Origin of the sequence: Halocynthiibacter styelae (assembly GCF_016123485.1) — a bacterium.
Lineage (GTDB): Bacteria > Pseudomonadota > Alphaproteobacteria > Rhodobacterales > Rhodobacteraceae > Halocynthiibacter > Halocynthiibacter styelae.
Genome location: NZ_JADCKQ010000001.1, coordinates 402,154 through 428,041, shown reverse-complemented (window position 1 = coordinate 428,041; position 25,888 = coordinate 402,154). Strand labels below are relative to the sequence as shown.

Annotated in this window: 23 protein-coding genes; 10 read left to right on the top strand and 13 right to left on the bottom strand. The window is 54.2% G+C overall.

Features of this window, described 5'->3' with window-relative positions:
- The first annotated feature begins 17 nt into the window (after window positions 1-17).
- The 4 genes from queA to lpdA all read left to right on the top strand — a co-directional run bounded on the left by queA (window position 18) and on the right by lpdA (window position 4,827).
- On the top strand, window positions 18-1,091 hold the full coding sequence (gene queA, locus H1D41_RS02085; protein WP_228847342.1) for a tRNA preQ1(34) S-adenosylmethionine ribosyltransferase-isomerase QueA: 1,074 nt from the start codon (window positions 18-20) through the stop codon (window positions 1,089-1,091).
- Between the two features lie 130 nt (window positions 1,092-1,221).
- On the top strand, window positions 1,222-2,487 hold the full coding sequence (locus H1D41_RS02080; protein WP_228847341.1) for an MFS transporter: 1,266 nt from the start codon (window positions 1,222-1,224) through the stop codon (window positions 2,485-2,487).
- A 172-nt stretch (window positions 2,488-2,659) separates the two neighbouring features.
- Window positions 2,660-3,232 (top strand): DUF924 family protein, encoded by a 573-nt coding sequence (locus H1D41_RS02075; RefSeq protein ID WP_228847340.1) that lies wholly within the window; start codon window positions 2,660-2,662, stop codon window positions 3,230-3,232.
- A 188-nt stretch (window positions 3,233-3,420) separates the two neighbouring features.
- Window positions 3,421-4,827 (top strand): dihydrolipoyl dehydrogenase, encoded by a 1,407-nt coding sequence (gene lpdA / locus H1D41_RS02070; protein WP_228847339.1) that lies wholly within the window; start codon window positions 3,421-3,423, stop codon window positions 4,825-4,827.
- Between the two features lie 62 nt (window positions 4,828-4,889).
- Here lpdA and H1D41_RS02065 read toward each other — a convergent pair whose 3' ends face one another.
- Window positions 4,890-5,252, bottom strand: coding sequence for a rhodanese-like domain-containing protein (locus H1D41_RS02065; RefSeq protein WP_228847338.1), 363 nt, complete (start codon window positions 5,250-5,252; stop codon window positions 4,890-4,892).
- Window positions 5,253-5,736: 484 nt separating this feature from the next.
- Window positions 5,737-6,315, bottom strand: coding sequence for an outer membrane protein (locus H1D41_RS02060; protein ID WP_228847384.1), 579 nt, complete (start codon window positions 6,313-6,315; stop codon window positions 5,737-5,739).
- Between the two features lie 227 nt (window positions 6,316-6,542).
- Between H1D41_RS02060 and uvrA the strand changes: the two genes are divergently transcribed.
- Entirely contained in the window at window positions 6,543-9,413 is a 2,871-nt protein-coding gene (gene uvrA, locus H1D41_RS02055; protein ID WP_228847337.1) for an excinuclease ABC subunit UvrA, read from the top strand.
- 63 nt (window positions 9,414-9,476) lie between these two features.
- On the opposite strand, the gene H1D41_RS18370 is transcribed toward uvrA, so the two are convergent.
- The 6 genes from H1D41_RS18370 to H1D41_RS02025 all read right to left on the bottom strand — a co-directional run bounded on the left by H1D41_RS18370 (window position 9,477) and on the right by H1D41_RS02025 (window position 17,165).
- Window positions 9,477-10,829: an MmgE/PrpD family protein gene (locus tag H1D41_RS18370; RefSeq protein WP_228847336.1), complete on the bottom strand. Its 1,353-nt coding sequence runs from the start codon at window positions 10,827-10,829 to the stop codon at window positions 9,477-9,479.
- A gap of 100 nt (window positions 10,830-10,929) precedes the next feature.
- Entirely contained in the window at window positions 10,930-11,802 is an 873-nt protein-coding gene (gene mmsB / locus H1D41_RS02045) for a 3-hydroxyisobutyrate dehydrogenase (protein WP_228847335.1), read from the bottom strand.
- A complete protein-coding gene (locus tag H1D41_RS02040) occupies window positions 11,799-12,860 on the bottom strand; it encodes an enoyl-CoA hydratase/isomerase family protein (protein ID WP_228847334.1) in 1,062 nt (353 codons plus the stop codon). Before H1D41_RS02040 ends, mmsB begins: the two co-directional genes overlap by 4 nt.
- Window positions 12,860-14,005 carry an acyl-CoA dehydrogenase family protein gene (locus H1D41_RS02035; protein ID WP_228847333.1) on the bottom strand — a complete coding sequence of 382 codons (1,146 nt, stop codon included), beginning with the start codon at window positions 14,003-14,005 and terminating at the stop codon, window positions 12,860-12,862. The genes H1D41_RS02040 and H1D41_RS02035 overlap by 1 nt, the downstream gene beginning before the upstream one ends.
- 111 nt (window positions 14,006-14,116) lie before the next feature.
- A complete protein-coding gene (locus H1D41_RS02030) occupies window positions 14,117-15,250 on the bottom strand; it encodes a carboxylate-amine ligase (RefSeq protein ID WP_228847332.1) in 1,134 nt (377 codons plus the stop codon).
- Window positions 15,251-15,665: 415 nt separating this feature from the next.
- The gene (locus tag H1D41_RS02025; protein WP_228847331.1) at window positions 15,666-17,165 is read right to left on the bottom strand and encodes a CoA-acylating methylmalonate-semialdehyde dehydrogenase; all 1,500 of its coding nucleotides are present in this window, start codon (window positions 17,163-17,165) and stop codon (window positions 15,666-15,668) included.
- 108 nt (window positions 17,166-17,273) lie between these two features.
- Between H1D41_RS02025 and H1D41_RS02020 the strand changes: the two genes are divergently transcribed.
- Entirely contained in the window at window positions 17,274-18,179 is a 906-nt protein-coding gene (locus H1D41_RS02020; RefSeq protein WP_228847330.1) for a LysR family transcriptional regulator, read from the top strand.
- 60 nt (window positions 18,180-18,239) lie between these two features.
- On the top strand, window positions 18,240-18,674 hold the full coding sequence (locus tag H1D41_RS02015) for a CBS domain-containing protein (RefSeq protein WP_228847329.1): 435 nt from the start codon (window positions 18,240-18,242) through the stop codon (window positions 18,672-18,674).
- Here the strand turns inward: H1D41_RS02015 and H1D41_RS02010 are convergent.
- Window positions 18,661-19,293: a prolyl hydroxylase family protein gene (locus tag H1D41_RS02010; protein WP_228847328.1), complete on the bottom strand. Its 633-nt coding sequence runs from the start codon at window positions 19,291-19,293 to the stop codon at window positions 18,661-18,663. The two genes, H1D41_RS02015 and H1D41_RS02010, sit on opposite strands and share 14 nt — an antisense overlap.
- 257 nt (window positions 19,294-19,550) lie before the next feature.
- Between H1D41_RS02010 and coaD the strand changes: the two genes are divergently transcribed.
- Together coaD and H1D41_RS02000 are read left to right on the top strand one after the other, a co-directional pair.
- The gene (coaD, locus tag H1D41_RS02005) at window positions 19,551-20,048 is read left to right on the top strand and encodes a pantetheine-phosphate adenylyltransferase (RefSeq protein ID WP_228847327.1); all 498 of its coding nucleotides are present in this window, start codon (window positions 19,551-19,553) and stop codon (window positions 20,046-20,048) included.
- Between the two features lie 425 nt (window positions 20,049-20,473).
- Complete coding sequence (locus H1D41_RS02000; protein ID WP_228847326.1) at window positions 20,474-21,523, top strand: Hint domain-containing protein; 1,050 nt, start codon at window positions 20,474-20,476, stop codon at window positions 21,521-21,523.
- Window positions 21,524-21,542: 19 nt separating this feature from the next.
- Here H1D41_RS02000 and gap (H1D41_RS01995) read toward each other — a convergent pair whose 3' ends face one another.
- The 4 genes from gap (H1D41_RS01995) to gap (H1D41_RS01980) form a co-directional block, all read right to left on the bottom strand.
- Entirely contained in the window at window positions 21,543-22,547 is a 1,005-nt protein-coding gene (gene gap / locus H1D41_RS01995) for a type I glyceraldehyde-3-phosphate dehydrogenase (protein WP_228847325.1), read from the bottom strand.
- Window positions 22,548-22,690: 143 nt separating this feature from the next.
- Window positions 22,691-22,834: a hypothetical protein gene (locus tag H1D41_RS01990; protein WP_228847324.1), complete on the bottom strand. Its 144-nt coding sequence runs from the start codon at window positions 22,832-22,834 to the stop codon at window positions 22,691-22,693.
- Window positions 22,835-22,948: 114 nt separating this feature from the next.
- On the bottom strand, window positions 22,949-23,500 hold the full coding sequence (locus H1D41_RS01985) for a hypothetical protein (protein WP_228847323.1): 552 nt from the start codon (window positions 23,498-23,500) through the stop codon (window positions 22,949-22,951).
- A 117-nt stretch (window positions 23,501-23,617) separates the two neighbouring features.
- The gene (gap, locus tag H1D41_RS01980; protein WP_228847322.1) at window positions 23,618-24,616 is read right to left on the bottom strand and encodes a type I glyceraldehyde-3-phosphate dehydrogenase; all 999 of its coding nucleotides are present in this window, start codon (window positions 24,614-24,616) and stop codon (window positions 23,618-23,620) included.
- A 243-nt stretch (window positions 24,617-24,859) separates the two neighbouring features.
- On the opposite strand from gap (H1D41_RS01980), the gene H1D41_RS01975 reads away from it, so the two are divergent.
- Complete coding sequence (locus tag H1D41_RS01975; protein WP_228847321.1) at window positions 24,860-25,819, top strand: hypothetical protein; 960 nt, start codon at window positions 24,860-24,862, stop codon at window positions 25,817-25,819.
- The last annotated feature ends 69 nt before the right edge of the window (window positions 25,820-25,888 follow it).

Here is a 25,888-nt window from a genome sequence, read left to right as displayed (position 1 = left end):
TATCGCAGATGACGCCTATGAAACTTTCTGACTTTGATTTCGACCTGCCTGAAGACCTGATCGCGACCCGCCCGGCGGTGCCGCGCACAGCCTCGCGCTTTCTTGTCGCGCAGGGGCAGGGGGGCGATCTGTCTCTGACGGATCATCATGTACATGACATTGCGCAGCTTCTGCGGCCCGGTGACCGACTGGTTCTGAATGACACCAAAGTTATTCCCGCGCGTCTGACCGGACAGCGCTTTCGCGATAGCGCCCAGGGGCGGGTCAGTTCAAAAATTGAGGTGACTTTGCTTGACCCCCTGGGGGAAACCCCCGGGGGCTGGCGGGCGCTGATCAAACCCCTGCGTAAAGTCAAAGACGGTGAGGAAATCAACTTCGGTGACGGCTTCAAAGCCCGTGTGACCGGGCGCGATGATGGCGCAGCTTTGCTTGAGTTCAACACCACAGGCGATGAATTTGACGTGGCTTTGCAGAAGGCCGGAAATATGCCCCTGCCGCCTTATATCGCTGCAAAACGTGCCGCAGATGATCAGGACAACACGGATTACCAGACTGTTTTTGCAAAACATTCCGGCGCAGTTGCGGCCCCAACCGCCAGTCTGCATTTTGATCAGGCACTGCTTGATCGACTGACGGATATGGCCGTGGATTTCAGCCATGTAACGCTGCATGTGGGCGCAGGGACATTCCTGCCCGTGAAAGTCGATGATGTGCGCGACCACAAAATGCATGCGGAATGGGGTGAAGTCACGGCGCAGGCCGCGGCAGAGATCAAAGCGACAAAAGAAGCTGGCGGGCGTGTGATCCCGGTGGGCACAACGGCACTGCGCCTGATCGAATCCGCGGCCCGTGATACCGGTGAAATTGCCCCATTTACCGATGAAACAGATATCTTCATCACACCCGGTTTCGATTTCAAAGTGGCCGACGGTCTGATGACCAATTTCCACCTGCCGAAATCCACATTGATGATGCTGGTCTCAGCCCTCATGGGCGTGGATGAAATGAAACGCATTTACGAACACGCGATCCGTGACGGCTATCGCTTCTTCTCCTATGGCGACAGCTCGCTCTTACTGCCAAAGGGCTGACCTGAACTCAGATGCGACAAAATGCCCGAAGACGACTATAATTAGTCGTTCCTGCACGGTTTCCTTATTCTGACCGTTGTATGGGTCGGGAAAAACACTGCCTGATATGGGCAATCATTAAGGAAATGCGATGTTTGAAGTGCTGAAAAATTCCTGGGCGCTGCTTTTGGGGATGGGTCTTCTGATGGTGGGGAACGGCCTTCAGGGCTCGCTCCTGGGGGTGGTCGGGACGGAAAACGAATTTTCGACCTTCTCGCTCTCGATCATTATGTCGGGGTACTTTGTCGGCTTCCTTGGCGGGTCACGCATGGCGCCTGAAATGATCCGTCGTGTGGGCCATGTGCGGGTCTTTGCGGCGCTGGCCTCTTTCATTTCGGCGGTTCTGATCCTCTATCCGACCCTGACCGATCCCATCGCCTGGACCATTGGCCGTGTCATCATCGGTTTCTGCTTCTCTGGCGTGTATGTGACGGCGGAAAGCTGGCTGAACAACGCATCGTCCAATGAAAACCGCGGAAAATCCCTGTCGCTTTACCTGATCGTGCAAATGGTCGGGATCGTGTCAGCCCAGGGCATCCTGAACCTTGCTGACACCGGTGGATACACGCTGTTTGTGATCTCTTCCGTGCTGGTTTCGATCTCTTTCGCGCCAATTCTTCTGTCAATCAGCCCGACCCCGGCCTTTGAAACCGCCAAAGCGATGTCCGTGAAAGAACTGTTTAATCGTTCACCTCTGGGCTGCGTTTCGGTTGCGCTTCTTGGCGCGATCTTTGCGGCGCAGTTCGGCATGGGGGCGGTTTACGCGACTCAGGCCGGCATGAGCGTTGGAGAACTGTCGATCTTTGTCTCTGCGCTCTATATTGGCGCGATGGTTCTGCAATATCCGATTGGCTGGATCTCCGATCGCATGGATCGCCGTCAGTTGATCGCGATTGTTGCAGGGCTTGGTGTGATTGGCACCGTGATTGGGTTCTTCGCTGGCGGCCGGTTCGAGATTCTGCTGGTCGCCGCTTTCATTATTGGTGGCATGTCAAACCCGCTTTACGGCCTTGCGATTGCGCATACGAATGACTTTCTTGACGCGGAAGACATGGCGGCGGCTTCTGGCGGCCTGGTGTTTGCCAACGGCCTGGGGGCCATTGCAGGCCCGGTTGTCACAGGCTGGGCGATGCAGGTCTTCGGCCCGGAAGGATTCTATGTGTATATCGGCGTGCTGATGACAGCGCTGACAGCATATGCTGCCTATCGTATGACACAGCGTCCGACGGTCAGCGTTGAGGAAAGCGGGACCTGGGCGCCGGTTCTGCAATCTGCGACACCTGTTGCGGTTGAGGTTGCACAGGAAGTCTTCATTGAAGCCCAGGAAGAGGCCGCCGAAGACGAAAACGCCACCTGATATATCCGAACGTATAGCGCCAGCGGTGACCGTTGGCGCTAACGTAGGCGCATTCGTCGCATACAGGCAACTATTTGGCGCAGATAAGCTGGTTTCCCATTGTATCTGTGTAAAACTTTTGTAACGCTAGATGCGTAAAGAGTTGCACGAAGCGCATGGGAGGAGGGTTCCAATGCATACACCAGAGCAGGTTCTGTCATTCTGGCTTTCAGAGAAAAAGCCAAGTGACTGGTATATGGGTGGTGAGGCGCTTGACGCTGAAATCCGCGAAAAATTTGAAACAATGTGGGAAGATGCACGGGACGGTAAGCTGTGCGGCTGGACGGCAAAGCCGGAAAGCACACTTGCGCTTCTGATCCTGCTTGATCAGTTCCCACGCAATATGTTCCGGGAGTCCGCCAAAGCCTTTTCGACCGATGCGCTGGCGCGCAAAGTTGCGAATAAGGCGATTGATAAGGGCTGGGACAAGCGCATTGATGAACCTCAGCGTCAGTTTTTCTATCTGCCGCTGATGCATTCGGAATGTCTGTCTGATCAGGAACGCTGTGTGCGTCTGATGCTGACACGGATGCCGGAAGCCGGTGAAGGCAACCTGTTGCACGCCAAAGCGCATCGCGAAATCATTCGCCGCTTTGGTCGTTTCCCTTATCGCAACGCGGCACTGGATCGGTCCATGACCGTACCTGAATCTGCTTTCATTGCGGACGGTGGCTATGGTTCCGCCGTTGAGGCCGTGCGCGCCTGATCCTTATTGGGGTGCACAATTGGTTTCTATAGAACCGCTTTCCTGTCAGGGAAGGCGGTTCTATTTTGGGTGCAGGACGTGATGCAATCTTTGAATTGAACAATCAAATCCCCGAATGCACTGGTATATTGAAACGGGTGAAAAAATAGTTTAACGTCAAACTATCATTTTTCTGCCGGAGTTCTCCCATGTCTGCAAAACCTGCCCAGGCTTCTTATGATGTTATTGTGATCGGGGCTGGCCCCGGTGGCTATGTGGCTGCAATCCGTGCTGCGCAGCTCGGTAAAAAGGTGGCGATTGTTGAACGTGAACATCTGGGCGGGATCTGCCTGAACTGGGGCTGTATCCCAACGAAAGCGCTGTTGCGTTCTGCAGAGGTGTTTCATCTGATGCAGCATGCGGGGGATTACGGCCTTTCTGCTGATAAAATTGGCTATGACCTTGATAAGGTTGTGAAACGCTCCCGTGGGGTTGCAGCACAATTGTCCGGTGGCATTGGTCACCTGATGAAGAAAAACAAAGTGACTGTTGTGATGGGAAGCGCGAAAGTGACCCGTCCGGGTGAAGTCAGCGTTCAGACGGAAAAGGGTACTGAAACACTTAAAGCGAAAGACATCATCCTTGCCACCGGTGCCCGCGCGCGCGAACTGCCGGGGCTTGAGGCGGACAGCAAACGTGTCTGGACCTATAAAGACGCGCTGAACCCGCCACATATGCCGAAGAAACTGCTGGTGATTGGATCCGGTGCGATTGGCATTGAATTTGCCAGCTTCTTCAACACGCTTGGTGCGGATACCACTGTGGTCGAGGTCATGGATCGGGTTCTGCCCGTGGAAGATGCCGAGATTTCCGCATTCGCGAAGAAACAATTCGTGAAACAAGGCATGAAGATCATGGAAAAAGCCATGGTCAAACAGCTGGATCGCGCGGCTGATAAAGTAACGGCGCATATCGAAACTGGCGGCAAAGTTGAAAAACAGGAATTTGACACGGTCATTTCCGCTGTCGGCATTGTCGGCAATGTTGAGGGCCTGGGCCTGGAAGAACTGGGCGTGAAGATCGACCGTACGCATGTCGTGGTAAATGAATATTGCGAAACCGACGTCCCGGGGCTTTACGCCATTGGTGATATCGCCGGGGCCCCTTGGCTTGCGCATAAGGCCAGTCATGAAGGTGTGATGGTGGCTGAGAAAATCGCGGGCCAAAAGGTGCATGCTGTGCGTCCGGAAAGCATCGCGGGCTGTACCTATTGCCATCCTCAGGTCGCCTCGGTTGGGTATAGCGAAGCGAAAGCAAAAGAGCTGGGCTTTGACGTAAAAGTCGGGCGCTTCCCCTTCATTGGTAATGGCAAAGCGATTGCCTTGGGTGAGCCGGAAGGCATGGTGAAAACTGTGTTTGACGCAAAGACTGGCGAACTTCTGGGGGCGCATATGGTTGGTGCTGAGGTGACGGAAATGATCCAGGGTTATGTGATCGGGCGTCAGCTTGAGACCACCGAAGAAGACCTGATGCACACCGTTTTCCCGCATCCGACACTGTCAGAAATGATGCATGAAAGCGTGCTGGATGCCTATGGACGTGCCATTCACATGTGAGGGTAGCGTTTTCTTTTCAAAGAAAACGGACCGGAAACTTTCAAAGTTTCCGGTTTTTTTTGTCAGATGTTGGTGATCGTGCCGCCCGCGCGCTGCCAGTCTGCGAGGGCGCCGAAATTTTGTACCTCTTTATAGCCCATTTTGCGTAGGGTCTGGGCCGCCATGCCAGATCGTGCACCTGAAGCACAATAAAGCGCAAGCGGCGTGTCGAATGTCAGGCCTGAAGCGCAATCCTTATGGCCGGGGCGGGCACGGGTGGGCAGCTGCCCCATCGGGATATGCAGCGCGCCTGATGCGATACCGCTGGCCTGCACTTCGCCGGGATCCCGGATATCAATCAGAGTCATTGTTCCGGCGTTGATACGGGCCACGGCTTCCCCTGTGTCGATTTTACCGGCACTCATAGCTTTGATAAAATTAAACATCTGGCGTCCTGTTTGTTGCGTTTTTCCCGGTTTACACGACCAGGGCCCCACAAGTCAGTGACTCTGTCACAAAAAAAAACGGCACCGGTGGGCCGTATCAGTTGTTTGCAGTTACCGGCTGGAGATTGATCAGCCGCCCCGGACCCGGCCCCATGGAATATTCGATCAGATATTGCCCGGGTTTCGTCGGCAATGATCGCTATGTCCTGTGGAATTTCCAGAAACAGATCCCCGATCACAATGCGTGCGATTTCGATTTTCGGGATGCTACTAATCTGTCCCTACATGGAGCCGATAGCATTCTGGACACGGAAAAATTCAGCAGCATCATAGCCTCAAAAATACATCAATGGGGTAAAAGCTGCATGAAACAAGGGTTTTGCGAAGGGCCATCAGATACCGTGAAGCCTTCATTCTTACATGGCCCGTTCCCCGGGATGAAAGACCGGGGAAAAGGCATTTCTCAGATGTATACCCGGAAGGATCAGAATTTCCAGGCGACACTTAAGTTCAAACGGTTTCGAGAGAATTCTGTGCCGTGCAGGTCGCCGCCGCCAAAATCAAAGGCGGTGCCTTCAATATTCAAATGTTCTGCTTCAATACGCAGAATGGTATTCCGGCTCAGGGCGTAATCTGCGCCGACTCCAAGTGTTGTCGCGCCAAAACTGTCATTTGCGATATTGCTTCCGCCTCCATCGTGATCAGCAGAATAGCTGAGGTTTGCATAGCCAAGTGACACAAAGGGCATAAAGCGGTCCATGTCATAGCCAAGCCGGGCTTTTACCCCATAAGAGCTTTCCTGTGTGACAGGGCGCAGAAAATCCCCGTCATCACCGGAGGGGCCGCCGAGACCCAACCAGAATTCACCGCTGTAGATCAATCGGTTAAACTGCCAGTTATAGCCGGTAAACAGAAGGGCTTCTGCGCCGTCGATGTCAACGGGTCCGTTTCCAAAACTGGCGTCGTAAGCTGTACCATTATTCAGTGACAGGCCTGCGCCGACGTAAGCCCCGGACCAGTCAGCGGCCTGGGCAGATGTTGTTGCTGCAAGTGCAGCGACAATTCTGGTGAGTAGTTATTTCATTGTAAATTCAGAAAAAAAACGAAAAACCGCTTATAACACATGTAAGAAGGTGTGATACGGCCAGGATTAACCAATTTCGTTTGCGCGCCGATATGTATTTATAGGTTTGTCAGCAGAGATCAGGATGTTCACTTTTAGTTCTTAATTAACCCTTGGCGTGGCGGGGGGAATACCCTATCTCTGTTTCTGACATTACGGGGGCAGATATGGCCGAGTTGAAGAAGATCGAAGTACGCGGTGCGCGGGAACATAACCTGAAGTCTATTGATGTGGATATTCCGCGCGATGAACTGGTGGTGATCACCGGCCTGTCCGGGTCTGGCAAGTCATCCCTGGCTTTTGATACGATCTACGCAGAAGGGCAGCGGCGCTATGTCGAAAGCCTGTCTGCCTATGCACGCCAATTCCTTGATATGATGGAAAAACCTGACGTTGATCATATCTCGGGTCTGTCGCCTGCGATTTCGATTGAACAGAAAACCACATCGAAAAACCCGCGTTCCACCGTCGGCACCGTAACCGAGATTTATGACTATCTGCGTCTGCTGTTCGCCCGCGCTGGTACGCCATATTCCCCAGCCACCGGTAAGCCGATTGAGGCCCAGCAGGTCCAGGATATGGTGGATCGTGTGATGAACATGGAAGAGGGCACGCGCGGCTTTCTTCTGGCCCCGATCATCCGCGACCGCAAAGGCGAATATAAGAAAGAGTTTCTGGAATTGCGCAAGCAGGGTTTCCAGCGGGTAAAGGTCGACGGCGAATTTTATGAACTGGATGAGCCGCCCACGCTGGACAAGAAATTCCGCCATGACATTGATGTTGTGGTTGATCGGATTGTCGTGCGCGAAGGCATGGAAACCCGTCTTGCTGACAGCTTCCGTACAGCACTTGATCTGGCGGATGGGATTGCGGTTCTGGAAACTGCACCCAAGGAAGGTGATCCGGAACGCTTTACCTTCAGTGAAAATTTCGCATGTCCAGAAAGCGGTTTCACCATCCCCGAGATTGAACCGCGCCTGTTTTCTTTCAACGCGCCTTTTGGGGCCTGTCCTGATTGTGACGGCCTGGGCGTGGAACTGTTCTTTGACGAACGCCTGATGGTGCCTGATCAGTCCCTGCGTCTGTCCGACGGGGCGATTGCGCCTTGGCGCAAGGGCAAATCACCCTATTTCCTGCAAACGATTGAAGCGATTGCAAAACACTACGAATTTGACCCGAAGACCCCCTGGAAAGATCTGCCGAAACATATTCAGCAGGTGTTTCTGTATGGGTCCAACGGCGATGAAATTCCGTTCCGTTATGATGACTCAGGTCGGGTTTATGAAATTTCACGCAGCTTTGAAGGCGTGGTCCCCAATATGGAGCGCCGCTACCGCGAAACGGACAGTAACTTTATCCGTGAAGAATTCGAACGCTATCAAAACAACCGATCCTGCGAGGCCTGCGAAGGCTATCGTCTGAAGGACGAAGCCCTGGCCGTGAAAATTGGTGGCGCTGACGAACTGCTGCACGTGGGGCAGGTGGTTCAGATGTCGATCCGCGAGGCACTGGACTGGATTTCCCAGGTGCCGGATGTGCTGAGTAAACAAAAAGCAGAAATCGCCCGCGCGATTGTCAAAGAGATCCGCGAACGCCTGGGTTTCCTGAACAATGTCGGTCTTGAATATCTGTCGCTGTCGCGTAATTCCGGCACATTGTCTGGTGGTGAAAGCCAGCGTATCCGTCTGGCCAGCCAGATTGGATCTGGTCTGACGGGTGTTCTGTATGTGCTGGATGAACCTTCGATCGGTCTGCACCAACGCGACAATGGGCGGCTTTTGACCACGCTGAAGAACCTGCGCGATCAGGGCAATACCGTGATTGTTGTGGAACATGATGAAGAGGCAATCCGCGAGGCAGATTATGTCTTTGATATTGGCCCAGGCGCCGGTGTGCATGGCGGTGAAATCGTTGCAAAAGGCACCCCTGCGGAAATCTGTGCAGACCCGGTTTCTGTTACAGGTCAATATCTTACAGGCAGTCGTGAAATTATGGTGCCGTCTGAGCGTCGTAAGGGCAACGGGAAAAAGATCACCGTGAAAAAAGCCACTGGCAACAACCTGAAAAAGGTGACTGCGGACTTCCCGCTGGGCAAATTCACCTGTGTTACCGGTGTGTCCGGTGGCGGGAAATCGACCCTGACGATTGAGACATTGTTTAAGACAGCAAGCATGCAGTTGAACGGCGCGCGTCAGACGCCTGCGCCCTGTGAAAGCATCAAGGGCCTCGAACATCTGGACAAAGTCATCGACATTGATCAGCGCCCCATCGGGCGTACGCCACGGTCCAACCCGGCGACTTATACTGGCGCGTTCACCCCGATCCGCGACTGGTTTGCCGGTCTGCCTGAATCACGTGCGCGCGGCTATAAACCCGGGCGGTTCAGTTTCAACGTCAAAGGCGGGCGGTGTGAGGCCTGTCAGGGCGACGGTGTGATCAAGATCGAAATGCACTTTCTGCCCGATGTCTATGTGACCTGCGAAACCTGTGACGGTGCGCGCTATAACCGTGAAACTCTGGAGGTGAAATTCAAGGGCAAAAGCATCGCGGATGTGCTGGATATGACCGTTGAAGACGCGCGTCAGTTCTTTGATGCAGTGCCTTCCATTCGCGATAAAATGGAAGCCCTGATGCGGGTCGGGCTTGGCTATATCAAAGTGGGCCAACAGGCGACAACTTTGTCTGGTGGCGAAGCGCAGCGGGTGAAACTGTCAAAAGAACTGGCGAAACGATCCACCGGTCGTACGCTGTATATTCTGGATGAACCAACCACCGGTTTGCATTTTGAAGATGTGCGTAAACTTTTGGAAGTGCTGCATGAACTGGTGGAACAAGGCAATTCCGTTGTGGTGATTGAACACAATCTGGATGTGGTGAAAACCGCCGACTGGATCCTGGACATCGGCCCTGAAGGTGGCGATGGCGGCGGCGAGTTGGTCGTGGCTGGAACGCCTGAAAAAGTCGCGATGGAACCGCGCAGTCACACCGGACGCTATCTGAAAGAAATGTTGATGGGGAAGACGCTGGCGGCAGAATAAAGCTGGCAGGTCGGACCGGGGCGCTGCCCCGGACCCCGGAGTATTTCGGGCAAGATGAAAAGATCAGGGCGCTGTCAGGCAGAGTTCATTCAGGCGCATGAGATCCCCGGCATTTAATGCATCAAAATCTGTGCTGAGTGCTTCAATCTCATCCGCGCGTGTGCGCCCCAGGACCGGGTCGGTGAAGAGGTGGAATTTGTCGCTGATCTCCTGATCCGACAGAGGCATATCCGTATCCCCACGCGGGGTGCGCGGTGCCGCGCTGATAATGCGCCCGTCGGTAAGCGTCATCGAAACCTCTGCCCAACGTTTGCCGACGCTGATCTTTGTGTAATGCGGATCGTCGATCAGCTGTGTGGCCTTTGAAATACGCTGAATATCGGGGTCTTGCAGTGTGTCATTGGTCAGTTCCGGCACACCGATCTGGCCGCGCACGATCATGGTCGCAACAGGGAAGGCGATGCCATAAGCGAATTCATCCAGGGTTGCCGGGGCGTGGCCTGCAAGACGTGTCGCGTTGTGGAAGGTTTTAATGTTCACAGAGGCAATCTGGGAATGATGCAGATCATGGTCGCGCATGAGATCGGCCACCGCATCGACGGAGGGATGCGCCCAGCGACAGCAGGGGTAGGGTTTGTAATGCGTGTCCTCGACCAGGCGCCAGGCCTGACCCAGATCCTCCCAGAAATGGGCTTCTTCCGTGCCTTCACAGGTCAGGGCGGGTGCGCCTGTGAAGCCGGCCTGGGCCAGATAGGCGGCCGTCACGCCGGTGGGTGCGCCCCAGCCAACGCCATCGCGTAGCATGGTCGGAAAATCAATGCAGCGCATCATCTGGCTGCGCGGGCCATGGTATTCGGCGATGCCTGCCGCGTGGCGGATTTGTTCTTTATCCAGACCAAGCATCCGTGCCACGGCAACCGCGACGCCGACAGCCGTCCAGGCACCAGACGTGTGGTAATCCGCGCAAGTCGCGTGTTGGGCCAGGCCCGCGCGATAGCTGACCTCATAGGCAAGGGCCAGAAGCATGGCAAAGGTTTTACCATCCACGGGGCGGCCAAGGCTGGCTTCTGCATCTGCCACCGCCATAAGTGCGGGGAAAATAGCGCTGCCCGCGTGGCCTTTGCAGTGGGAGGTTCCGTCATGGGCATCAACGGAATCCACGGTGAAGGCATTGGCCATGGCCGCCCCGGCAGGCGATAGCTCCGTGCCGCGCATCATAACGCGGGCCGGGCCGGTTGACGTGACGCCGAACATGGCAGTTGCCCCTTTATAGGCGGCTTCAGACATTTCGGTGGTGGACCCGATCGCAGCCACGCCCATCGTATCAAGGAAACTGCGGCGCAGTACCTGAAGGACCGCCTCTGGCAGGTCGTCATAGGTCAGATTGGATGCGAAATCGGCGAAAGAAAGGGTCACGGCGGGCCTCGTTAATGCTGCGTTAACACCATAGTGCGAGAGGTCACCGTGACCCGTATAGAGTATTTGCGACGTTATTTTTGTCGCAAATCAGACATTGTCAGTCCCGCCCACGTTTCTCAAAGCGCGGCAGCATGGCGGAAAAGTCGCGGCCCTGACCGTCTTCGTCTTCTACGAAGGTGGAATAAAGTTCGGTCGCGCGTTCGCCCATGGGGGTGTCAGCATCGGCAGCAACAGCAGCTTGTTGGGACAGGCGCAGATCTTTCAGCATAAGCTCCGCGGCAAATCCGGGTTTGTAATCATTATCCGCCGGGCTTTGCGGGCCGACGCCGGGGGCAGGACAATAGGCGTTCATGGTCCAGGAGTAGCCGGAAGAGGTACTGACCACGTCAAACATTTTTTGACGATCAAGGCCCAGTTTATCCGCCAGAGCAAAGGCTTCGCAGGTGCCTGCCATGGTGATGCCAAGGATCATATTGTTGCAGATCTTGGCCGCCTGACCCGCGCCTGCTTCGCCACAGTGAACGGCCTTTTGCCCCATGATATCAAATAATTCTGTAACCGTCTTAAAGGCCGCATCATCGCCGCCAGCCATGAACGTCAGCGTGCCTGCATCTGCACCGCCAATACCACCAGACACCGGGGCATCCACCGCCATTAGGCCTGCGGCTTTGGCGTCTTCTGCCACAGAACGCGCGCTTTCCACATCAACTGTGGAACAGTCGCACAACACGGCACCTGCGGACATTGCAGGAATGATTTCCGCCGCAACCGATTTCAGGATCGCGCCATTGGGCAGCATGGTGACAACCACGTCGGCACCCGTGGCAACGTCCGCGGGGCTGTCGGCTTTGATGACGCCATCCGGACAGGGGGCGGCTAGGTCAAAACCCGTGACGTCATGCCCGGCGCTTGCCAGGTTACGTGCCATGTGATGGCCCATATTGCCAAGGCCGATAAATCCGATTTTCATGGCTCTTCTCCTTCAAATTCGACTTTGATGCCGGGCACGGGCATCAGCATTTTTGTGACATCCACCGGCGACAGATCTTCCACGCTGGCGTGTTTCCAGGTCGGGTTGCGGTCTTTGTCGATGATCTGGGCACGGATGCCTTCGATAAAGTCACCTTCACTGGCGGCCCGATGGGTAAAGCGGTATTCCTGCCCAAGGGCGGCGCGGATACCTTTTGCGCCGCGCGCACGATGTACAAGTTCGACTGTGGCAGCAACCGCAAGCGGAGAGTTCCGGCGCAGGGTTTTCAGGGCCTTTTGCGCAAATTCACTGTCGTCGCCGTCCAGGTTGCGCAGGATATCAAGGGCGGTTTCGCCGGTAAAATGACGATTAATCGCTTCCTCATTTGCCGCGAGTGCGCCGTCCTGCGCGGTTCGTGCCGCAGCGTCCACAGCGCTGACATCCCCTGTTTCGCAGAGTGCCTTGATAAGATCAGGCCACGCCTCTTCCGGGATATAATAGTCAGCAAACCCGGCATAAATCGCATCCGCTGCGCCCAGTTGCACACCGGACATGCCGATATATTCGCCCAGACGTCCCGGCGCACGGGCAAGGATCAGCGTACCGCCCACATCTGGGATTAACCCAATGCCACATTCCGGCATGGCGATGCGGGAACTGTCACAGACCACGCGGTGCGAGCCATGACAGCCGATACCAACGCCGCCGCCCATGGTGAATCCCTGCATCAGGCTGACTACGGGTTTGGGGAATTCGAACATTTTGGCATTCATACGATATTCATCGCGCCAGAACGTGCGGCCATATTCAAAGTCACCGGCCTTGGCGGTGTCATACATTTCCTGAATATCACCGCCAGCACAGAAGGCACGATCACCGTCTGCATCCAGAAGGATCAGTTTCACCGCGTCATCATCGCGCCAGGCATCCAGTGCTTTTTCCACCTCAAGCGCCATCTGATACCCAAGCGCATTAAATGCCTTAGGACGGGTCAGGGTGATGCGACCAACATGGCCTTCACGGCGGATGTGGATGTCGTCAGATTTGACCAGATCCATCAGCCGCGCTCCGCCAGGAGGTTGCGGGCGACGATCATGCGCATGATTTCATTGGTGCCTTCCAGGATTTCATGCACGCGCAGATCACGCACCAGTTTCTCAATGCCGTAATCTGCCAGATAGCCATAGCCGCCGTGCAGTTGCAGACAACCATTGGCAACTTGTGACCCGGTTTCGGTCACGAAACGTTTGGCCATGGCGCAGAATTTTGTGGCATCCGGTGCGCCTTGATCCAGCTTCCAGGCGGCCTGGCGCAGGAAGGTGCGGGCGGCCTGAAGTTCGATTTCCATATCCGCCAGGCGGAATTGCAGCGCCTGGAACTGGTCAATGGATTTGCCGAAGGCCTGACGTTCGCCCATGTATTCTAAGGTTTTCGTCAGGGCAGTTTGCGCGGCACCCAGCGAGCAGGAGGAAATATTCAGACGCCCGCCATCAAGCCCGGCCATGGCATAGGAAAAGCCTTTGCCTTCCTCACCCACAAGGTTCGTTGCGGGGATCTTGCAATCGTCAAACTGCACCTGACGGGTTTCCTGGGCGTGCCAGCCCATCTTTTTCTCAAGCCCGCCGAAACTTAACCCTTCGGTGCCATTGTCAACAACCACGGTGGATACGCCTTTCGGCCCGTCACCGCCGGTGCGGCACATGACAACATAGGCATCGGCATAGCCCGCGCCGGAAATGAAGGCTTTGGAACCGTTCAGGACATATTCATTGCCAACCAGATCCGCACGGGTTTTCAACGCGGCGGCGTCTGATCCGGAACCGGGTTCGGTCAGGGCATAGGCGAAGAATTTTTCCATATTCACGGCTGGTTTCAGCCAGGTATCAACCACATGCTGGCTTGCGAATTTATCGAGCATCGCCGCGCACATATTGTGGATCGACAGCCAGGCGGCGACAGCCGGGCAGGCGGAAGACAGGGCTTCAAAAACAAGAGTCGCATCAAGGCGCGTCAGGCCGGATCCGCCGTTCTTTTCAGAAACATATAGCCCGCCAAACCCCAGTTCCGCCATCTTGCCCCAAAGTTCCTTCGGGACGGTGCCTGCAGCTTCCCATTCTGCGGCAAAGGGCGCGATATGTTCATCGGCAAAGCCTTTTGCCATGTCAAAGATCAGGGTTTGTTCTTCGGTAAGCGCGAAATCCATTATGTCCTCCCGGCAGGGTCAAGCATTCTAACTGAACACGCGTTTAATTAACGATTGTTACAGGAGTTTTGCAATGCTGATCCCAGGAGAAAACTGCGTTGAAACCTGACGTCACAGCCCTTCGTGAAAGGCTTCTGTCAACCAACGGACAATGTCTTTCAGCGCGTCGTCTTTGTCTTTCCCCGCGGCAATCGCAGCCTCATACACCGCGCGTTGTTTGTCGGATCCGGTGCCGCCGGCAATGATCTGGCGCGCGACTTCGATATCGTCGCAGGCGTTCATTGCGACGGAATCCTCTTCCACCAGTTCAAAGATATGTTCAAGCAGCTCGGAAAACGGCAGGATTTCCCCGGCGCCGAAATCAATCAGACCTTCATTCACCCCATAACGCTGCGCGCGCCAGCGGTTCTCAGAAATCAGGAAGTTGTCATACAGCCGCCAACGCTGGTTCTTTTTGCCCAACCGCCAGAGCATCCGGGTGAGACATTGGGTCAGACCCGCCAGCGCAAGGGTGGTATCTATGGTCGGCTGAACATCACAGATGCGGCTTTCAATCGTGGGGAATTTTGCAGAGGGGCGCAGATCCCACCAGATTTTTGAGCTGTCCTCAATCACCCCAGTGTCCACAAGGGATTCGACCGAACGTTCATATTCTCCCCAGCTGTCGATCTGCGGCGGCAGGCCGGTGCGCGGCAGATTGTCAAACACTGTCAGACGATAGGAATTCATGCCGGTGTCTGATCCCTGCCAGAACGGGGATGAGCCGGACATCGCCAGCAGATGTGGCAGGAAATATTTCAGCTGATTCATCAGATCGATACGCTGGTTCTTTGCCGGAATGCCCACATGCACATGCATGCCGGAAATCAACATGCGATACCCAACACCGGCCAGGTCACGTTTCAGAACCTGATAGCGTTCGCGATCTGTATGCACCTGATCTTTCCAGTCGGAAAACGGATGACAAGAGGCGGCGATCGGGGCGAGATTATAGTCACCGGCCACACGGGCCACACAGCTGCGCAGGCGTTTCAGTTCCTCGCGGGCGTGGCTTGTCGTGGCGCAAACCGTTGTGCCGATTTCGATCTGGCAGGCAAGGAACTCAGGGCTGGCCTGGCCTTCCAGTTCAGACACACAGCGATCCATAAATTCCTGGGGCGCAGGGGCAAGGGCGAGGCTGTCTGTGTCGACCAGAAGGTATTCTTCCTCAACACCAATTGTGAAATCCGGATCTGCATGTGCCATAAAAATACCCTCACTCGTTTGGAAGAGTTCAGCATGCAGAAAAGAGAAGTGCAAGAAGAAGAGGCGACATGATTGAGGTGGAAAACGCAGAGGCGGGCAGCGCTTTTACCGGTGCAAAGCCTGTGCCTTGCCCGGATGTCCGCCGCTTTCAGGTATGGAATTCGTGCCGTTTATAAAGTGGCGGCGCCGCCCATACGGAGGATGAGACCGGGTTTGTGAAATCCGGTGAGAAAGCTTGTTTCGCCCAGTATTTTATCGGGCCTCGTTCCGTTTATGGTTCCCGGATTGATGGTCCGGGTGTGATCGATCACGTAGAACTATGCAGATCAAAGATTGAGAAATCACAACAGCTGCGTGCGCATGAAAAAGGGCGGCGCATTTCTGCACCGCCCGATTAGTGTTTTTAAAGAAAGACTTAGTCCATCGCTTTGAAGTTGAACTCGCCGCCTTCTTTGATGCCTGATGGCCAGCGGGAGGTCACAGTTTTTGTGCGTGTGTAGAACTTGAAGCTGTCCGGGCCGTGCTGGTTCAGGTCACCAAACATGGATTTCTTCCAGCCGCCGAAGGTGTGGTAGGCCAGCGGCACAGGGATTGGCACGTTGATGCCGACCATGCCGATGTTGATGCGATGTGCGAAGTCACGGGCGGTGTCGCCGTCACGTGTGTAGATCGCGGTGCCGTTGCCATATTCGTGGTCCATGGCATAGCCGATGGCCTCTTCATAGGTTGTTGCACGCACAACGGACAGAACAGGGCCAAAGATTTCCTGGGTGTAGATGTCCATGTCGGTGGTCACATTGTCGAACAGGTGTGGACCAACGAAGAAGCCGTTTTCATAACCTTGCAGTTTGAAATCGCGGTTATCAACAACCAGTTTCGCGCCTTGCTCAACGCCGCTCTCGATCAGGCCGAGGATACGCTGTTTTGCTTCTGCGGTCACAACCGGGCCGTAATCCACATCATTGCCGTCAGTGTAAGGGGCAACGCGCAGCTTTTCCACACGTGGAACCAGAGCGTCGATCAGCTTGTTTGCTGTTTCTTCACCCACAGGCACCGCAACGGAAATCGCCATGCAGCGTTCGCCAGCCGCGCCAAAACCAGCACCGATCAACGCGTCAGCGGCTTGTTCGATGTCCGCATCAGGCATGATGATCATGTGGTTTTTCGCACCACCGAAACACTGCGCACGTTTGCCGTTCGCAGTTGCGCGGGAATAGATGTATTGCGCGATTGGGGTGGAACCCACAAAGGACACGCCCATGATGGTTTCATTGTCCAGCAGCGCGTCAACAGCTTCTTTGTCGCCGTTTACAACCTGGAAACAACCCGCAGGCAGACCAGCTTCAACAAAGAGTTCAGCCAGCATCATTGGAACGGATGGGTCACGCTCGGATGGTTTGAGAACCACAGCGTTACCACAAGCCAGAGCCGGGCCAACATGCCAAAGCGGCATCATAGCCGGGAAGTTGAACGGCATGATGGATGCCACAACACCCAGAGGCTGACGCATGGAATACATGTCGATGCCAGGGCCGGCTGCGTCGGTGTAATCACCTTTCAGCATTTCAGGGGCGCCGATGCAGTATTCGATCACTTCGAGGCCACGCTGCAGATCGCCTTTGGCGTCCGGGATGGTTTTGCCGTGCTCACGGGACAGGGCTTCTGCCAGTTTGTCCATGTCGCGGTTCATCAGGCCAACCATTGCCATCATAACGCGTGCGCGTTTTTGTGGGTTGGTGTTGCCCCAGGCAACCTGTGCTTCAGCGGCTTTGGCAACGAAATCGTTGACTTCAGCGGCAGATGCCACAGCCAGTTTTGCCTGAACTTCGCCGGTGGCCGGGTTGAACACGTCGCTGGTGCGGCCGGTGGTGCCTGCAACTTCTGCGCCGTTGATGAAATGTCCGATGTTTTGCATCAAAACTCTCCCTAAAGGTTTTCACGTTGGGGGCAGGTTACACTTGCAATTTTGCCGGGAAAAGCCGTAATTTCACAAAGAGGTTTTGCAAAAATGCAAGGATAATTCATGAATTGGGATGACACACGGGTGTTTTTGGCGGTGGCGCGGGAAGAAAGCATCTCGCGGGCAGGGAAAGGGTTGAAGATGGATCCTGCGACTGTGGCGCGGCGGATTTCCCGGCTGGAAGAAGCCCTGGGCGCGCCGCTGTTTCTGAAATCGCCGCAGGGCTATGCGTTGACGGATGAGGGCGAACGTCTGCTGGCGCACGCCACGCGGGCAGAACAGGCGTTGCATCTTGGTGAAGAAGAACTGCGCGGGCAGGCAGGGCTATTGACGGGCACGATCCGTCTGGGAGCGCCGGATGGATCTGCGAATTATCTGCTGCCGCAGGTCTGCGCGAAGATCTGCGATGAAAACCCCGGGCTGGAGGTTGAAATCGTCGCGCTGCCTAGGGTGTTTAACCTGTCAAAACGTGAGGCCGACATGGCAGTGACAGTTTCACCGCCGGACACGGGACGGCTGCTGGTGCAGAAACTGTCGGATTATCATCTGCATCTGGCGGCGACGGAAAGCTATCTTGCGGGGCATCCGGAGATCACATCGCTTGAAGATCTGAAGCATCACCGGCTGATCGGTTACATCCCGGATATGATTTTCGACAAAGAACTGGATTATCTCGCTGATATGCAGGCAGAGAAAGTGCATCTTTCGTCCAATTCCTTCTCTGTGCAGTTCAATTTCATGCGCCAGGGGGCGGGGGTTGCGGTGGTACATGATTTTGCCATTCCGGCTTCTGACGTACCAATCCGTCGCATTCTGACAGATCAGTTGTCCCTGACCCGCAGCTTTTATCTGGTGCGCCATGCGGATGAGAGGCGGGTTGAACGGCTGAACCGGTTTTCCACCGCACTTGCCCGGGAAATCCGCAGGGAAGTGACCCGACTGGAAGGTCTTTGTGAACCGCAGGCTTGACAGAGGGCAGGGCAAACGGCCACGCTGGAAGTGTATTTATTCCTGAGGAGGTCCCCCAATATGCTCGTACAACAGATCCTGAAAGGTAAATCTTCTGATGGGGTTGTGACGCTGAAGCCAGGGGCAAGTGTCTCTGAAGCTGCGGCAATGCTTTCAGAAAAACGGATCGGGACGGTTGTGATTTCGACAGATGGGAATAAGGCCGATGGTATTCTGTCTGAACGTGACATCGTGCGCGAACTGGGCAAGCGCGGGCCTGGCTGTATGTCGGAAACTGTGAATGATCTGATGACAAAGAAACTTGTCACCTGCGCCCCGGAAGACAGCACAGATAAGGTTCTGTCGCAAATGACAGAAGGCCGCTTCCGTCATATGCCTGTCGTTGACAAAGGCGCGCTGATTGGCCTGATTTCCCTGGGCGATGTGGTGAAAGCGCAGCTTTCAGAGATTTCCATGGAGAAAGAAGCGCTTCAGGGCATGATTATGGGGCACTGACCGCAGCAGGCGCTGCGCCCCTTCCAACTACGCCACGATGGATCCAGAAGGTTGCAATCCATTTGGTGCCTGCAGTGACAGGCAGACCCGCATGTAAGCTCATTGGATGGGGGTCTGTGCCGTTTGGGCGTTTATTGCTCCAGAGCGCAAGGCGCCCGGCTTTAGGTTTTATATCGAGGCCCAGGCGGGAAAACCTGGTTTCGCCGCCCTCAAAGTCATCATTGATATAAAGGACGGCCGTAAAGCAACGGCCAAACGTTTCTGATTCAGGATCTGCAGTGGTATCAAAGTGATTTTTATATTCTTCACCCACTTCATATTTTAGCAGGGCGGTTGGTTCACTTGCGTTAATCGTAAAGTTCAACAGATCAGCAGCGCGTTCACGGGCTGGCCCGATGATACGTTCGGTTTCTTTGGTGGGCTCAGACCCGCTTGCAGACCGGATGGTGCGATCAGTTTTCATCCCTTCTACAGTTGAAACCTGGGATGGCATGAATTCCTGAGCGCGGGCAAAGTTCTGAATTTTCAGGACTTCATCAGCGTCGCAAAAATCATCAATGGTCAGGATCAGCGGATTGAGGCTGTGAATGTCGATTTTGCCATACTGATCAGATAACATGACCGGTTCTCCATAATAATACCGGGCAAAGTTTGCAGATCGGGGGGGGAAAGTAAACGACCTGGTTGTCGTAATATTCCGTCGCGGAAAAATGCCGCATTGCAGCGATGGAGGCTTGCAACTGCGGGCCTGGCGTGCATGCTTTGTGAAACGCAGCCAGCTGGATCTGGTTGCAGGAATGAAATGACAACAGGTTATCATGAGGTTCCGGACTGTCCGGGACGTGCCTTGTTACGAAAAGCGAAGGGAATCCCGCCATGCGCATTGGTCTTTACCCGGGTACATTTGATCCCGTAACCTACGGGCATCTCGATATTATTCGCCGTGGTGCCCAGCTTGTGGATCGTCTGGTGATTGGTGTTGCGATTAATCGCGACAAAGGGCCGATGTTTTCTCTGGAAGAACGTGTCGCAATGATCGAGGAGGAGTGCGCAGTGCTTTCGAAAGAAACCGGCACAGAGATCGTGGCCCATCCGTTTGAAAATCTGCTGATTGATTGCGCCAATGATGTCGGCGCACAAGTTATCGTGCGCGGCCTGCGTGCTGTGGCGGATTTTGAGTATGAATATCAGATGGTTGGCATGAACCGTTCACTTGATTCATCGGTCGAAACCGTCTTTCTGATGGCGGATGCAAAGCACCAGGCGATTGCATCGAAGCTTGTGAAAGAGATTGCGCGCCTGAACGGTGACATTACCAAGTTCGTGCCGCCAGCGGTGAAATCGGCGCTTTATGAAAAGCTTGGCCGCAGCTGAGACAGTAAGTGTTTAGCACCGTGAAAGGCGGGTTAAGCCTTGCGCATGTTTCAATATAATCTGTCTGGCGCCAGCGCAGTTTCAGGGGATCGGATGATGTCTTTTCAGGATGTCAGAGCCGGTTTTTCCTGTCGCGTTGTATTAATTCCAAATGAATTTCCGCCATCTTTATTTATTACCCCCTTTCGCAGAGTTCCGTGTCTTTTAAGTGAGCAGGGTTTTCTTCAATTTGTACCTTTATAATTCCATATCTTAAAATGTGTTTTTATTCAGAGTGATGGCGCGTTTCACGTATATTTGATCTGCATTCCGATTTTTTGATATTCTGATTAATTGACATTTAAGGTTGTGTGGCTAATTAGCTGAAACCCCCTTTCGATCTTTATTGCCGAAAGGTTAATTGAAGCGCAAAGGATTTCACGAAGATGGTGATCTCTGTCACAGACCTTGAAATCAGAAACGCATACCGCCTGAATGGAAATATCGTGATTGATCGCGGTGATCGGGAATCTGTCAAAAGCGGACCGGAAACAGTATTTCTGACAGATACGGACCGAGGCACACAGATCGGATTTGGTAAGACTGACCGGAATGATCAGTTACGGATCAATGGTGTTCTGGATACTGATATTCGCGGACGTGGGGTTCGGGTGATCGAATTCAGAGATTCAGCAACTGGTGAAACTGCACAATATACAGTGATCAATATCTTTAACCTGCATGGCGGGGATAGCATGATTATTCCTGTAGATCCGGCAACTTTGGATCTGGATGTGAAGAACCCGGTTTTCATTGATCCGAAGTTTTTTGATTCCGGAAATGACGCATTCCGGGTGCTCAGCCAGGAACGTTATGAGCCTAAGATCGTCTGCCTTGCCGGTGGCACACTTGTGGAAACGAAACCTGGCCTGCGTCCTGTTGAAGATCTGCAGGTGGGGGATCGTGTTTTAACCCGGGACAGTGGCTGGCAGGTTCTGCGATGGGTCGGGGCGCAAAAGGTTACGAGAAATTGGTTGCGAGAGCAGCCAAAACTTGCGCCCGTCCGGATTTCAGCCGGTGCGCTGGGGGGCTGTGCGGCGTCTCCTCTGCCGACGCGTGATCTCCTTGTATCCCGCCAGCACCGGATGGTGGTGCAGGGGGCGAAGGTGAAACGTCTGTTTGGGGAGGACGAAGTTATGATCCCCGCGATTAAATTGACCCGTTTGCCAGGTATTTACGTGGATGAGGAGGTGACAGAGGTGAGCTATCACCATCTGCTGTTTGACCGTCATGAGATCATCTATGCGGAAGGTGCCCCAACAGAAAGTCTTTATCTGGGGGCGCAGGCAAAACAGGCGATGTCTGTTGAGGCTCTGAAAGACATTTATGCACTGTTCCCAGAGCTGGAACAACAGACACCGGAACCTGCCAGGCGATTTGTTGACACAGGGAAGATGCTCAAACGTCTGGTGCAGGATGGGCTGACCCTGCATTAAGGTCAGCCCCCAAAAGGGTTTACTTCAGATTTCCCATCAAAGCCGCTGTGTCACACATACGGTTTGAGAAGCCCCATTCATTGTCATACCAGGCCAGGATCCGCAGCATGTTGCCGCCGATGACCTTGGTTTCGTCCAGCTGGAAGATGGAAGAATGCGGGTCATGGTTGAAATCAGTGGACACCAGCGGTTTGTCGGTTGCATCAAGGATGCCTTTCATCGGGCCACTTGCGGCGGCCTGAATGGCGGCATTGATTTCTTCAACAGTTGTGTCACGGGCGCAATCTACGGTCAGATCCACACAGGACACATTTGGGGTCGGCACACGGATCGCAACGCCATCCATTTTGCCTGCCAGTTCCGGCAGGATTTTGGTTGCGGCCACAGCGGCACCGGTGGATGTCGGGATCATGGACAGCGCAGCGGCACGCGCACGGCGCGGGTCTTTTTTGTGCAGACGGTCCAGTGTCGGCTGATCGCCGGTATAGCTGTGCACGGTTGTCATGAAGGCTTTGTCAATGCCGACAGTGTCATTGATGACTTTCGCCACCGGGGACAGGCAGTTGGTGGTGCAGGATGCGTTGGACACGATCTTGTCAGCGGCCAGAAGCGTGTCATGGTTGACGCCATAAACCACCATGCGATCCGCGTCGCCGGAAGGGGCAGAGATCAGCACTTTGGAAGACCCGTTACCAAGGTGAACAGAGGCCTGTTCGTGCGATTTAAAGATGCCGGTGCATTCCATCACAACATCCACATCCTGCCAGGGCAGATCATCCGGGTTGCGCATCGCGGTGACGCGGATCGGACCGCGGCCTGCGTCAATGGTATCGCCGTTGACCACCACGTCATTGGGAAAGCGCCCGTGAACGGAATCGTGCTGCAGAAGCAAGGCGTTCATCTCTACATCGCCAAGATCATTGATGGCGACGACTTCCAGATCCGTCCGGCCGGTTTCAATAATCGCCCGCAGAACCAGGCGACCGATGCGGCCAAATCCGTTGATTGCAACTTTTACTGCCATAGTCCTTCGGCCGGTGTGGCCCCTCCGTCATGAGATATGTTAACGCTAACATGTTCATTTTTGCGAGAAGGTCAATCAGAAAGCGAGTGTTGTTCCGGGAAAAGCAGGGGTGTGGCAGGTGAGGGTCACCGGGCAGGGCAAAATTAACGCCAGAAAGCCACCCATTCACGCAGATCAACAATTTTTTTCAGCATGTAAACTGTGCCGTAAGAGTCAAAGAAGACAGCGTCAACGATCATCGAAAGGATTAACAGGGTGATAATGGCTATGGCTGAAAAGTTGGTCACGGAAGGGCCTGACTGGTAGAGGTTACGCTGTCAGTTGTAACCTCTGGCCTGAGAGTTACAAGCCTTGGGTGTGAGCGATTTCCCGGAGTTTCCTTTGATGCTGCGTTGCTTGCGTTACTTTAGTGCCGATGCATATTCATGTTTCAGCTCGTCGGCATATTGGCGGAGTTGTTCATAATGTTCGTCATCACCTTCAATGTACTCGACAAGCTCTTGTGTGTTGCGAACGTATTGGGCTGCCAATGTAAAAGCATGTTTTTTATTACATTCTTCCGCAAATCGCAGGTCCAGGCTAGCCAAATCCGCAGGTGCTTCTTCCAATGCATCCAGGGAGGTCTCATTTTTGTCAAACCAATCAAGCGCTTCCCTGGCGATTGCTTCAAAAGCCGGGGATTCTGTTATTTGGAAAAGCGCAATGACCCCGTTTAGGGTTGTGGTACTTTCGGACCGCATGCGTTTGAACATTGAAAGATGTCCGCCCGAAAGCACATGTTCCCCGTATGTGGGCAGATGTTGCACTGCGTTCAACAGTGGTGGAAACGTTTCGGCTGGGATTTTGCATTCCCTTGTCAGGTAAAAAGCATAGTAAAATAAGTCTGTAAGGAGCTCGTAGTCAAATTCATCATTGGTGATATTGATAGCTTCGGGTGAAACAAATAGTTTCATTGAGATACCTTCTGAGGTCAAATAGTCAGAGGTTGAATGTATTTGCCCCATTTCTATTTTGCAAAGAAAAAGCCCGGCGCGATGGCCGGGCTTTGACATTTCGGGGGCAGGCCGTTTTTACAGGTTGCCCATTTTCGCAGCTACATCTGCCATACGCACAGAGAAACCCCATTCGTTGTCGTACCATGCGAGAACGCGTACGGTGCGGCCGCCGATGACTTTGGTCTGGTCCGGTGCGAAGATAGAAGAATGTGGCGTGTGGTTGAAGTCGATAGAGACCTTTTTCTCAGGGTCATATGACATCACGCGGCCCATTGGACCTTCACAGGCGGCTTTCACGGCTGCATTGACTTCTTCGACGGTCACATCGCGGCCTGCTTCGAATGTCAGATCAACTGCGGATACGTTCGGGGTTGGAACGCGGATGGCGGAACCGTCCAGGCGGCCTTTCATTTCTGGCAGAACCTCGGACAGGGCTTTGGCGGCACCGGTAGAGGTCGGGATCATCGCCATGGCGGCTGCGCGGGCGCGGTACAGATCGCTGTGACGACGGTCAAGCGTTGGCTGGTCGCCGGTGTAGCTGTGGATTGTGGTCATGATGCCGCGCTCGACGCCAACCGTGTCATTCAGCACTTTCACCAGTGGTGCAAGGCAGTTGGTGGTGCAGGAGCCGTTGGAGATCATGGTGTCACCGGCTGTCATCAGCTCATCGTTGACGCCATATACGATGGTTTTCTCAACGTTCTTTGCGGGGGCAGAGATCAGAACTTTCTTTGCGCCGCGTTCCAGGTGAACTTTCGCCTTTTCGCCGTCGTTGAAGTTGCCGGTGCATTCCAGAACCACATCAACGCCGGACCAGTCCAGTTCTTCCGGGTTGTAGGTTGAGAACATCTCAATCGGGCCACGGCCCAGATCCAGGGTCTTGTCACCAACAATGATGTCATTTGGGAAACGACCGTGCACAGAGTCATAGCGCATCAGATGGGCGGCTGTGTCCAGTGGGCCGGTTGCGTTGATCTTTACGACCTTCACGTCATCACGCGCGCTTTCGGAAATATGTGCAAGTGTGCAGCGGCCAATGCGACCAAATCCGTTAATTGCAACAGTGACAGTCATGATTATTCCTTCCAGAGAACAGCAGATATCCGATATGGATTTGGGGTTCTATATGCCTGCGATGGCTGAGGGAAAAGAGTTTAGCGCCAACATGTTAGCGTAAACATGTAATGTTTGCGGTAACGTGGTCTGATGTGCCTTCCCAAAAGGGGACGGGACCGGAGTGTTAAAAAACTGTGCGTCCGGGCGAAAAAATGGTATGTTATCTGACATGTCGTAGTAAGTTATTCAGGTTAAAGCATTTTGTCAGGTATTTGGGATCGTTTCAAAGCACAGCCCCGAAATCGGGTTGATACATATATCTTTCAGCTGGCGGTGATTGCCGTGACTGACAGGGCGGCTGCGGATCGCATGGCTGCCGGGCTTTGCCCCGATTTTACGGCGGACGAGATTTCTGAACTTGTGAACCTGAATCTGGACATGGTGCGCCCGGAAAACCCAGAGCTGACGTTTAATCAATGGTGTGACGCTTGGAGTGATGCGCTTTTTGCGGGAATACCGGCTGTGGGGGCAGCTGCGAAAGACGCACTCCTGCAGCGCGTCCTGGCCTCTGGTCGCGATTGCGCCCGGCTGGGCTATTTTTCCTGTACGTTGAAGATACTGAAGGGGCAGGAACCGGCCTTTAGGCAGGCAGATTTTGCGCGGCTTGCGCAGGGTATTCGGAGGTTGGATTATCTGGATGTTTTTGAAACGGCGGATCTGAACGACTGGATGCGTGATCTTGGACATCTGGTGCCGGAAGGTGGGGATGAAATGCTTGATGCGCTGAAGGCGCTGTGGTTTTCATCAGAACCGCCGGAATTGATGCGGATTGAGGATTATTCTGATGCGGATCATGATGCTTTCAGCCTGGCAACTGCGATTGTTTATTATGCGCTTTGGTATCCGGGGTATGCGGACTATATCGCAGATGATCTGCGCCGGATCGCCCGGAACGATTTCTTCCCTCTCACGCTAAACCCGGATGATCCGGAGGATAACCCACCGGAAGGCGCAGCACGCAATCTGAAAATACAGGCGATGGTTGGGGCGGCGTTTGCGATGCTGGAACGCGAACCACTTGAAGCCGCCTGGCTGGATGTCTGTTTAAGTTACGCAAATAGCCCGGCCGAAGATACCCGCGATGCCTTTGCGCAATGGCGGCCTGTGGTGGCGGACAAATTCCCGCAGGCGACGCGCCTGATTGATCTGGCATTGGAGTGATTTGAGCAGGAAACGGGTCGCGGATTTATACGGATGAATGCATTGCAGTCAGATCTGTAAATAGGAAGC